The 10,773-nt window shown below is 61.1% G+C and carries 12 protein-coding genes and 1 pseudogene; 9 read left to right on the plus strand and 4 right to left on the minus strand.

The window, feature by feature from the left end:
- Window positions 1–230: pseudogene (locus tag CHB65_RS16030) on the minus strand (primary-amine oxidase); the annotation flags it as partial.
- 87 nt (window positions 231–317) lie between these two features.
- Here CHB65_RS16030 and fabG point away from each other — a divergent pair.
- On the plus strand, window positions 318–1,106 hold the full coding sequence (fabG, locus tag CHB65_RS16035; protein WP_218818981.1) for a 3-oxoacyl-ACP reductase FabG: 789 nt from the start codon (window positions 318–320) through the stop codon (window positions 1,104–1,106).
- A 329-nt stretch (window positions 1,107–1,435) separates the two neighbouring features.
- Window positions 1,436–2,473, plus strand: coding sequence for a Cdc6/Cdc18 family protein (locus tag CHB65_RS16040; protein ID WP_089386023.1), 1,038 nt, complete (start codon window positions 1,436–1,438; stop codon window positions 2,471–2,473).
- A gap of 49 nt (window positions 2,474–2,522) precedes the next feature.
- Here the strand turns inward: CHB65_RS16040 and CHB65_RS16045 are convergent, their stop codons facing one another.
- A complete protein-coding gene (locus tag CHB65_RS16045) occupies window positions 2,523–3,410 on the minus strand; it encodes an ABC transporter permease (RefSeq protein WP_245810010.1) in 888 nt (295 codons plus the stop codon).
- A complete protein-coding gene (locus tag CHB65_RS16050) occupies window positions 3,407–4,504 on the minus strand; it encodes an ABC transporter ATP-binding protein (protein ID WP_089386024.1) in 1,098 nt (365 codons plus the stop codon). The genes CHB65_RS16045 and CHB65_RS16050 overlap by 4 nt, the downstream gene beginning before the upstream one ends.
- Before the next feature lie 127 nt (window positions 4,505–4,631).
- Here CHB65_RS16050 and CHB65_RS16055 point away from each other — a divergent pair, with 127 nt between their 5' ends.
- From CHB65_RS16055 to CHB65_RS16075, 4 genes are all read left to right on the plus strand, one after another.
- Window positions 4,632–5,090 carry a hypothetical protein gene (locus CHB65_RS16055; RefSeq protein WP_089386025.1) on the plus strand — a complete coding sequence of 153 codons (459 nt, stop codon included), beginning with the start codon at window positions 4,632–4,634 and terminating at the stop codon, window positions 5,088–5,090.
- A gap of 274 nt (window positions 5,091–5,364) precedes the next feature.
- Window positions 5,365–6,309: an ABC transporter substrate-binding protein gene (locus CHB65_RS16065; RefSeq protein WP_089386027.1), complete on the plus strand. Its 945-nt coding sequence runs from the start codon at window positions 5,365–5,367 to the stop codon at window positions 6,307–6,309.
- Window positions 6,310–6,425: 116 nt separating this feature from the next.
- On the plus strand, window positions 6,426–7,349 hold the full coding sequence (locus tag CHB65_RS16070; RefSeq protein ID WP_089386028.1) for an SDR family NAD(P)-dependent oxidoreductase: 924 nt from the start codon (window positions 6,426–6,428) through the stop codon (window positions 7,347–7,349).
- Window position 7,350: 1 nt separating this feature from the next.
- Window positions 7,351–7,599 (plus strand): DUF7861 family protein, encoded by a 249-nt coding sequence (locus tag CHB65_RS16075; protein ID WP_089386033.1) that lies wholly within the window; start codon window positions 7,351–7,353, stop codon window positions 7,597–7,599.
- 53 nt (window positions 7,600–7,652) lie between these two features.
- On the opposite strand, the gene CHB65_RS16080 is transcribed toward CHB65_RS16075, so the two are convergent.
- Entirely contained in the window at window positions 7,653–8,273 is a 621-nt protein-coding gene (locus CHB65_RS16080; RefSeq protein ID WP_089386029.1) for a class I SAM-dependent methyltransferase, read from the minus strand.
- A gap of 221 nt (window positions 8,274–8,494) precedes the next feature.
- Here CHB65_RS16080 and CHB65_RS16085 point away from each other — a divergent pair, with 221 nt between their 5' ends.
- The 3 genes from CHB65_RS16085 to CHB65_RS16095 are packed head-to-tail and all read left to right on the plus strand — an operon-like array spanning window position 8,495 to window position 10,405.
- Window positions 8,495–9,436: a hypothetical protein gene (locus CHB65_RS16085; protein ID WP_179213705.1), complete on the plus strand. Its 942-nt coding sequence runs from the start codon at window positions 8,495–8,497 to the stop codon at window positions 9,434–9,436.
- Window positions 9,437–9,438: 2 nt separating this feature from the next.
- Entirely contained in the window at window positions 9,439–9,771 is a 333-nt protein-coding gene (locus tag CHB65_RS16090) for a hypothetical protein (protein WP_089386030.1), read from the plus strand.
- Complete coding sequence (locus CHB65_RS16095; protein WP_089386031.1) at window positions 9,758–10,405, plus strand: 3'-5' exonuclease family protein; 648 nt, start codon at window positions 9,758–9,760, stop codon at window positions 10,403–10,405. The genes CHB65_RS16090 and CHB65_RS16095 overlap by 14 nt, the downstream gene beginning before the upstream one ends.
- The last annotated feature ends 368 nt before the right edge of the window (window positions 10,406–10,773 follow it).

A 10,773-nucleotide genomic window follows, 5' to 3' on the forward strand; every position in this document is an offset into this window, starting at 1 on the left:
TGATGATTTTTATCCCGAGCGACCACTTTCGCCCGTCGTTCCGGCAGACTCCCATCACTATGGAACGACGAGAGCGCCTCCACGGACGGTTCCGCTAGCGAAATTTCGATGGCCCTCGCGTCGTCAGAAAGAGACCGCTCTTCCTCGACGGTCGTCCATGCTGCTTCGACTTCGCTTTCGGTTAGTGGCGTCATTGGATGCCGCTCTTCTTCTGATTGTTCAAACGACATGTGTCATGACACAGGATGCCATAGGATTAATCTTTTTCCTCAGCAGTGACACGGTATTTAAGCACCGATATTTTAAATACTCGACACGTGACTAACTGGGAAGAGATGGGTCTCAAAAACAACGTTGCGATTGTGACAGGCGGCGCAAGCGGGATCGGTAGGGGCATCGCCAGTGTCCTCTCGGAGAAAGGAGCAAGAGTCGTCGTGGCCGACATCGACGAGGAGACAGCGACAAAAACCGCGACGGAACTCCCCGGAGAAGCAATGGCAGTCGGCGTCGACGTGACCGATCCGGCCGAAACAGAGGCACTCGCCGAGACGGTCATCGAAGAGTACGGACAAATCGACGTGCTTTGTGCCAATGCCGGGATCTATCCGTCCAAATCACTCGAGGAGATGACTGTCGAGGACTGGGATGGGGTCTTCGATATCAACGCAAAGGGAGTGATGCTGTCTGTGGCAGCCTGCCTACCGCACATGAAAAATAAAGACTACGGACGGATCGTCATCACCTCTTCGATTACCGGGCCGATGGTTGGCTACCCCGGGTGGGCACACTACGGCGCGACCAAGGGAGCGGTCAACGGGTTCCTTCGGACGGCTGCGATAGAAGTCGCAAACTGGGATATCACGGTCAACGCCGTTATGCCTGGCAACATCGAAACTGGTGGCCTGGACGATCTCGGTGAGGAGTATCTTGCAAAGATGCGAAGCTCAATACCGAAAGGTGAACTGGGAACGCCTGAAGACATCGGACACGCAGCTGCGTTCTTCGCTTCCGAAGAAGCTGGCTACGTGACCGGCACAACACTCGTCGTCGACGGCGGACAGACTCTTCCCGAATCGCAGCTTGCACTCGAAGCAATCGAGGAGTGAATCGCCTCGGGGTCAACTCCGGAGTATCCGCCTTGATATTTAAACGGTAACAAGCAGAATTCCACGGGTCACAGCACCCGTGGTAATTCACTAAAAAGCCACAGCGGATCAGAAACGGAGACAAACTGTAGGCCTCGGACGCCAGCATCGATGCAAGACTTCTGGCCAATGGTTCATTCCGGAAGATTCCGAAAACAGGGGATTTCAACAAACAAGAATCGCATGACCCTAGCGCATCACCTACAACTAGAACTCACAATCTGCGCGATTCCGGAAACGACGCGGGCACGTTTTTATTACCAGCCAAAATATGACCCTCATAAGCAACGATGATCCGTGATGCTCGCGTCCTTCGTGCCGGATTCGTCCCTCGGGAGGTTGAGCATCGCGACGCCGAGATCAACCATCTCTCAAGCGTCCTCGAACCGATCACGAACGATGAGCCCGCCGACACGGCCATCGTCACGGGCCCCAGCGGTGCTGGAAAGACGTGTATCTCAAAGTTTGTTACCGAGCAGCTCCGCGAAGAGGTTCTAGACGTTGAGACTACGTACGTCAACTGCTGGCGCAACTACACCCGATTTCGGACACTGTATCAGATTCTCGATGACCTCGGTGCATCTCTCGACATCCATCGACAGTCGACGCCACATGACGAGCTCGTCGACCGTCTCCAGCAGCATGACGGCCCGCGAACCGTCGTCATCCTTGACGAGGTTGATCAGTTAGAGGATCCCGGCCTCATCTATGATCTTCACAGCCTGCCTCAGTTCGCGATCATCTGCATTGCGAACAAAGAGGAAGAGCTGTTCAGCCGCGTCGACGAGCGGCTCGTGAGTCGGCTCCGTTCGAGTGAACACGTTCGGATGGACAAGTATCACGACGAGCAGCTGCACGATATTCTGCGTGCCCGGGCCAAATGGGGGCTTGAGGAAGACGTCATCACTGACAGGCAGCTTTACCAGATCGCGGATGCGGCGGCCGGCGACGCCCGTCTCGCAATCGGCATCCTCCGGACGGCAGCCGGCAAAGCCGATCGCGGAAATCGAACACGGATTCCCAACGAGGTTCTGGTAGGAGCTGCCGAGGATGCGCGAGCACAGATCAAGCAACGGAGCCTCGATTCACTCACACCACACCAGCGCGTCGTCTATGCGGTCGTTCGCGACCATGGCCCGCTTGGCCCGAGCACCATTCATGAACATTACATCGAGAAGGTTGATGACCCGCGAACGAAGCGGACGGTTCGTACGTACCTCTCGAAGATGGTCCAGTACAATCTCCTCGAAGCAGAAGGCACGAGTCGCGATCGAGAATACTCACTCGTTGACTCAGTGACTGCTTCGCCAAGTAGATCAGACTCATAAGGGAGCCACACACGCAGTGTACGATTCGAACAGTTTCGCTCTCCCCGGCTCAATAATCGCCGAGTACTCCCAGTCGTCGGGCGCGCCGCGTTGCATAGTGAAACACGAGGTAGCCGCCAAAGAGATACCCGATAGCGACGCCGACGAGCAGCGCAAGCTCAGCAAGCCCGAACTCCCACAGCCGCACGCCGTCGACCATCGCCCGCTGGAGCAGCGCGCTGCCGTGTGCCAGCGGGAGAACTCTAGTCCATGGCAGTTCGAACACTGGCGCAGAAATGAGCACGATGAACCCGAACTGCAGCAGGTTGAGCCAGTTGCCGATCCGCTTGTACAACACTGTGATCCCCCCGGCGGCGAATCCCAGTCCGAGCACCGAGACGATAGCCAGCCCAGCGATCGAGATCACCGTAATTGGGTCGAGGCTGAGCCGGGTGCCGGTCAGGATCAGCATGAACGCTAACACGATTGCGGAGGTGAGAAACGTTCGAACGACCTTCGCTACCCCCTTCAGCAGCGCGACCGGCGCGAACCCGAAGGGTGTGGTAATGTGCCGCTCTAAGGTTCCCCACTGAACCTCGCTTCCGATGTCGTTCGACACTGAGGAGTACGCCCCGACGGAGAGCGTCCATAAGAAGTAGCCCGTGATGATCCCCTCCAGCGAGTCGGCGAGTGCCTGCCCGGCCAACAGCTGCCCGCCATAAAACAGGACGCCAAAAAAGAACAGTGCGACGACGATGCCGCCGACGGCGTTGGCCGGGTACCGAACGAAGATCAGGAACTCGCGGTAAAGCACCGCGCGAGCGAGATGATAGTAGGTCGCGGGACGCGGGTCGCCGGCGTGGTCCCCGCTGGGGGTATCGGTAGCGCCCGCAGAATCGCCGGTGACGCTCCCCGGCTCACGGGCGATAGACCCCGGATCGGCGGTATCCCGACTCATGACGGCTGGCCGCCGGCGTCGCCGACGGGCGTCGGCATCGACTCATGTCCGGCTGTCCTACCGTCGATTCCTCCGATGGCGTCAGTCTCCACACCGGTAACCGACATGAACACGTCTTCGAGATCCGGTTGGACAGTGTGAACGTCCTCGATGGTGACCGCCGCCTCCCGCAGCGTGTCCATCAACTCGTAAAGCTGGTCCCCGACGACTCCGACCTCAACGATCGTCCGTGGACCGTCCGTCTCGACCGCTCGAAGGTCGAATCGCTGCGCAAGTGTCGACAGCAAGCGCTCGTCGATGTCGGCGCTCGTGACGCGGACTGCGTCGCGATCGGCGGCCGACAGCAGGGCCGTAACCGTGTCGTCGGCGACGATCCGTCCACTGGCCATCATGACGACACGATCACACACCGCTTCGATGGTGGTCATGTCGTGACTGCTGACGATGACGGTGAGTCCCTCCTCGACGGCGAGTCGGCGGAGCTCACGCCTGAGCGTCCGTGAGCCCTCGACGTCGAGTCCAAGCGTGGGCTCATCAAGGAAGACGAGTTCCGCGCCGCCCGCGAGCACGCTCGCCAGCGACACCTTCCCTTTCATGCCGCGAGAGAGGTCACGGACGGCCATATCGGCCTTGTCAGCGAGATCAAGCCGTTCAAGCAGTCGGTCATGGCGGTCAGCGACGGAGTTCGGGTCGACCCCACTGATCGTCGCGAAGTACCGAAGGTTCTCGCGGACGGTGAGCCGCCAGTAGTCGTTTCGTGCCCCCTCTAACATCGCGTCCACGTCCGCGTACGCCGCCCGTCGACCGCTGCCGGAGACATCGGTCCCGAACACACGAACCGATCCGGCGTCGGGAAGAACGATACCCAGCGCACACTTGATCAGCGTCGTCTTCCCCGCGCCGTTTGGACCGAGGAGGCCGACGATCGACCCACGCTCGACGGTCAGGCTCACGTCGTCGACCGCGAGAACGGCGTCGTCACCGCTCCCGAAGCGCTTCGAGACACCCTCGATGGCGAGTGCGGGCGGACCAGTAACACCAGCAGAGTTGGAGGACTCCGAAGGGGTCGTGAACACGCTCTCGGGGCCTGTCATAGCATCTTAACGGGCCGATCACTGATAAACCATGTCCGGACCGTGAGCCGCGCCCGGATGCAGGGTCGAGCCTCGAAAACGGCAAGAAAGCGGTGAGTGTTTCACCCCCGCGCGCTTGCGGAATCGTATGGGCCTCGATCGGTTCGCGGCCGACGCTCCCGACGACGGCGCGCCAGGAGAGGCTCGGGTCTGTGTCGTGGCGACGCAGCCGGACACGTTCGAGCGGTGTCGTACAGGGTACTACCCCAGTCCGCGCTCGTACGACCGAACCCGCGCACAGTTCGAGTACATGGCGTTCTATCGGACCGCACCGGTGTCGGCTGTCACCCACTACGCTCGGGTGACTGGCCGAACGGAACAGGTTCGAGAGGAGGCCGGCCCGATGAGCGAGGCCGACTGGGAAGCACTCATCGACCCGTTCTCCGAAGAACGAGTCGTGGTCGTCTTCGAGTTGGGGCCGCTCGTCCCGCTCACACGGCCGATCGAGAACGATGCCACCGGAGTGCGGGGCGCGTGGTACTGTTCGGTCGACGACCTCCGGGCGGCAGGGACGCTGTCGCTACTAGCAGAACGGACGGAGAGCTGAAACTCGAAGGCCGGAGTCGACCAGCACAGAGCCCCAGCAGGTACTCGGTGTCACGTTCGCGGAGCGCCGTGTCGTCGTCGGACGGATCAGCGTCGGCGCTGTCCGACGGAACGCAGGCACTCGAGCGTCAACTCGCGAAGTTCGAGACCCTCAGTGACGACGAGCACGAGGGCGGCGTGGATACCGACAGCCCGGCCAACGGCCCCTCGGTGACGGCTGATGGAGCCGTTCATAGGGCCGCGCTGTTTTTGCGTCTCGGGTGCTGAACGCGTGTATGCGCGTCGTCACGCTGTTGCCCTCTGCAACTGAGACGCTGTTCGCGCTCGGCACCGAGCCCGTCGGGGTTTCCCACAGCTGCGATCACCCACCAGCGGCTCGCGAGTTGCCGACACTCACGAGCACCGTCATCGACCATGAGGGGCGCGACGCGGCCGACATCGACGCGCAGATGCAGTCCGTCGACGGGGCGGTATACGACTTCGATGTCGATCGGCTCGCCGCGCTCGAGCCCGATCTGGTCGTCACACAGGCGACCTGTGACATCTGTGCGGTCGACGCGGAAGCGGTTCACGAGGCCGTCAGGACGCTCGATTCCGAACCCGAGATACTGACGCTCGATCCCCACGCGTTCACCGACGTGCTCAACGACGTGCCCCGGATCGGAACGGCGGTCGATCGTCGCGACGTGGCGACGACACTGCGGGCACAGCTGTCGGACCGAGTCGACCGCGTTCGGGAGCAGGCGCGAGTGGCCGTCGAAGCGTCGGGACGGCCGCGGGTTGCTGTGCTCGACTGGACCGACCCGCCGATCCGCGCCGGACACTGGGTCCGCGATATGGTCGAGATCGCCGGCGGCGACGCGGCGTTCCAGCCGGATGGCGCGTCCGAACCGGTGGCGTGGGACGACCTCCGCGCGTTCGACCCCGAGGTGCTCGTCGTCACCCCCTGTGGGTTCGACCGCGATCGTGCCGTCACGACGGTCGGCGACCTCAGCTCTCGCGCCGGGTGGGAGACGATCACGGCCGTCGAGGACGACCGCGTGTACGCAGTCGACGGAAACGCACTGTTCAACCGGCCGAGCCATCGGCTTGTTGACTCGTTAGAGGCGCTGTTCGCGTGTGTACACCCCGAGCACGCCGACGTGTCACCGTCGATGATCGACAGCATCGCGCGGGTCAGCCGTCCCGTGACGGCGTCATTCGTCGGTCGCGACGATTGAATACGTACAGACCGGTCGAGAACGCGAGGCAAACACGGGCGAGGGCGGCCTGGCAGGGCGCGACCGACGAGAATCGTCGTGCGGGCGGTTTTATTCCTCGGGGACTGATTTCGTGTATGGATGACTTACCGGAGACGAGAGCTGGTGTCGCGGGCGTCGACATGGACGGGACACGTGCGCTCGTGACGGGGTCGACGAGCGGGATCGGGCGAGCGGCCGCGCTCGCGCTGGGTCGGCTCGGCGCGGATGTCGTCGTTCACGGCCGCAACCCGGATGCTGGCGCGGCCGTCGTCGACGAGATCGAAGCGAGCGGCGGAGCCGCGACATTCGTCGAGGCCGACTTTGCGGACGTCGACGCCGTCGAAGCGCTGGCAGGGGCTGTCCGTACCGAGACGGACGGGCTCGACGTGCTGATAAACAACGCCGGTGGACTGTTTCGGAAGGGACGCCTGACCGACCTCGGCGTCGAGTACACCTTCCACGTGAACCACCTCGCGCCGTACCGCCTGACGACCGCCCTCCTCGATCACCTTCGTCCGGATGCGCGAGTCGTCACGACCGCGTCCGCGGCACACCGCGGATCGTCGCTGGATCTCGAGCGAGTGACCCACGTCGACGATCACTCCGGGGTCCGCGCATACAGCCACGCGAAGCTCGCGAACGTCCTCTTCGCGGGCGAGCTCGCCCGACGGCTCGAACACGCCGGTCGAGACGTAACGTCGAACAGCCTTCACCCGGGGGCGATCCCGGGAAGTGGGTTTAGCCGGTTTCTTCCGGAACCGATACCGCGGGTCGTTCGGGCGCTTGATGCGGTTCCCGGCGTGACGTCCGTCGCGGATGGTGCAGCGGAACTACTGTTTGCCGCCTGTTCTCCCAGACTCGACGGCGTCTCCGGGAGGTACCTCTCCGGACAAGGTCTCGGAACACCCTCGAGTGAGGCCCGCGACCCGGAGGCGGCGCGACGCCTCTGGACGTACAGCGCCGATGTCCTCGGGATCGACGAACCGTTTCCGGAGGCTGCAGCGGAGAGCGGTGGATAACGTGCCACACGACCGTATCCACGCCCGCCGACCGACCCACCACGTCGATCGATGGTCGGTGGGACGGATCGAGTCGATGGGTGTTCGTGACGGACACTGTGTCGTGACGGTTCGGCCGCCAGACGGCGAGCCTGTTGAACTCGTCGTCACGTTTGCCGTCCGTGACCTGTTTCTGGATCGGCTGGAGACGGACGGCGGATCCCCGATCGGAGAGCAGGTGTGGTACCGGAAGCGGGGCGATGGGTCCTGAGGCTTCAGAGGTGGGTTGGAACCGTGGGCGACCCATCGGATGACGGAAACGTATCAGTCGACGACAGGCACCCACCCGCCGACGAGCGCGTAGAACGGGTCTCCGACTCGCGGGACTTCCATGATCCGCTTTTGGACCTCCATACCGCCGACAGTGAAATAAGAGGCGACTAACTCGGCCCGTTCGTCCATCGACGCCTCACGCCACGCGCGGATCGCCTTCGTCGGGAACATCCGGTTGGAGAAACTCACGACGACGAGTCCGTCGTCATTACAGATGCGATTGAACTCCGCAAACACAGCAGTCGGCCACTGGAGGTACTGGACGGACAGTGCACAGCAGACGACATCGACGCTGTCGTCCGCGAGCGGAAGCGTCCGTTCCCGGTTGAGATCCTGGGTGAACCACTCATCGTATCGGTCGTTCGCGCGTAGCTCTGCCTCGTTGAGGCCGTGGCCAATCACGCGCCCAAGTTCCATCTCGGGAAAGTGCGACACCCAACTCCCCATCGCGTCAAAAACGTCGTCCCCGGGGTCGAACAGGTCGTCGTACAGCGCGGTCAACCGGTCGAGAAACGCGTCATCAGCGTGTGTAACGTATCGTGGGGACTCATAGAAGTGTCGGTCGTTGGACTCATCCCATTTCCGACGGTCGGCATCGGAGAGGGGTTCCATACACCGCCGTACGTGGCCGACCCACATCAACAGCCCGTCAATGCCCTATTCCAGCGGCGCTCCCGCGCACGCGCGCGAGGGGTTCTGGAAATGTTCTTGGAAACAGCCAACACGCGCAGAAAATCGACGACTGAGGCAAGTTCAGTATTTGTCTCGGATCATGTCTGAAATGTGGAAGCGCCACGCCGCGGTTTATCGGGAACGTAGACAATGAATGAACTATGCAAAAACACGTTACGTCGAATCGATTGACGGTGAACCAGCCAACCCGGGGTGCAGACCGCAACCGGTCTCTTGCCGATCAAGCCGATCCGACAATGGACGAGATGCTGCTACCGCAGCTCGACAACGGCATCACGCTGCTCGACGTCGAGGGGAACCGTGGAGTCCCGATCCTGCAGTCGCTCGTGCTCAACCACCTCCTCTTACACGGCGGGCCCGCGTTCTGGGTTGACGCAAACGGTCACGCGACCACGACGACACTCGCCCGAATCGCCCCCAGTCAACGATTACTCGACCGAATCCACGTCGCACGCGGGTTCACCGCCTACCAGCATTACGGCGCCGTCTGTGATCTCCCGGCAGCGGTGAACAGGTCGATTCGGACGTCGATCGCCGACACCGGACCGGCCGGTCGGCGAGCACCAGATCGTGACGAGGACACGTTGTCCCACACACCTGCCATCATCGTCGCACCGGACGTCGACGCCCAGTACCGCGCCGACGAGACCCTCGGCGAGATCCACGCGAAAACCCTGCAGGCCCGAACCCTTGCCCGACTGAGGAGCTACGCTGCGGAGTACGAGATTCCGGTGCTCCTTACACGAACCGATCGAGCCGACTTCACCGAGCCAGTCGCGACGGTCGCCGACCACTACCTCGAATGCGAGCAGACCCGAATGGGGCCGCGGATTATCGGCGACGACTTTGAGACGCTTGTCTATCCCGTCAGCGACGGCGCGTACTACCAGACAACGTTCGCGTACTGGCGGCAGTTGCTCGCAGCACGTGCCACGCAGGTCGGCGTGGAACCAGCCACGCCTGCGCCGGCGACGCCAACGTCAAAGAGTGTCGGGACGGCCGTCACAGCTGACGGTGAGAGGGTGTCACCTACTGCAGACCCCTTGCTCGATGCGTGGACAGCCAGTACAGGAGGCCGATAACGATGGGACGCACGAACCCAACCTACCGGGATGCACTGCGAGCAATCGAAGAGCGGTGGTCAGACTTCCGTCGCGCATTACGACGTCGCGATCAGCCACGGTTTGACAGACTGTTCGAGTACGCTCGCGAGCACGCCGATGCAAGTGGATTGTTGAACCATCAGCATCCGTTTCTTCCGGCGCTACTCAGCATCGATATCGAACAGGAAGCCCGCCTTGATGACCACGAAGATCGTCTTGGGGAGCTCGAAGCCGCTCTCGAAAATCGTTTACCCGGCAGCGAAGAGAGAGCCTCAACGACAAAGACGCCCGGAGGAGCCGATGACGATGCTTGAGACGGTCGCTTTTGATATCGAAACGACTGGGTTCGCTGTTGAAGACCAGCTCACAGTCATCGGGTTCGATTCTGAGATTGGCTCTCGGATCTTCCTTAATACAGGAGAAGAGCCGTGCCCCGACGATCTCGAGCGACGGATCAACGAGCACTTGGACCGCCCAATATCGCTTTCTGTTCAAGAGACCGAAAAGGACCTATTGTACGAAGTGACCGACTTCGTCAAATCAGCTCTTGCTCACAGGGATATGAAACTCGTAGCGTATAACGGCGAGCGGTGGAACGGTGGCTTCGACCTGCCGTTCCTTCGTACCCGCCTCTGCTCTCATGACTGCGACTGGCCGTTCACAGAACTGCCGTACATTGATGCGATGGACGTCTTCGAGAAACGTTTCAACACCACGGAGAAGACGCTCACAGGCGTCTACGGGGAACTTATCGGGCACGGGTTGACCGATCTTGATCCATTCACAGACAGCAAGGAAGCCGTCGGAGCGTGGGAGAAAGGGGATTTTGAAGACCTTATTCTGCACAACGTTGCGGATATTCGACGGACGCGAGCACTCATGCTGTTAGCTGAACGGTACTGCTCTAAATCCCATTTTAAGATGTACTCGCTCGATCCCGTTGCATGAAAACAACTGTACGTTGTGTTAACAGGCTCTGACTAAGATCCCTCCGGACAACAGCCAGACGACACCATCGAAGGAGACGGACGAAGAGAGTTGAATTCCGAAATTCAGCAGATCATTATCGTAATATGCGGGGTCGCGGTTGTGAGTCGATGGCAATAGCAGTCATGTCATAATAACACACAGTGTATGTTTCATGAAAATCTTAATGTAGGCTGCTGCGGTTTTTACCTACGACATGCGTAGTCAACATGCGATTTACGATAGAGAACAGCGGATTCGGAGCGGGAGCAACATCCACGGCCAGCCCCTCGATGAACTCGTACTGAGCCTGCTTAGCAGCGCCTTCGCCGGCGTCTTCTGCGGATATG

The sequence above is a fragment of the Halorubrum vacuolatum genome (genome assembly GCF_900188065.1).
Classification (GTDB): Archaea; Halobacteriota; Halobacteria; order Halobacteriales; family Haloferacaceae; genus Halorubrum; species Halorubrum vacuolatum.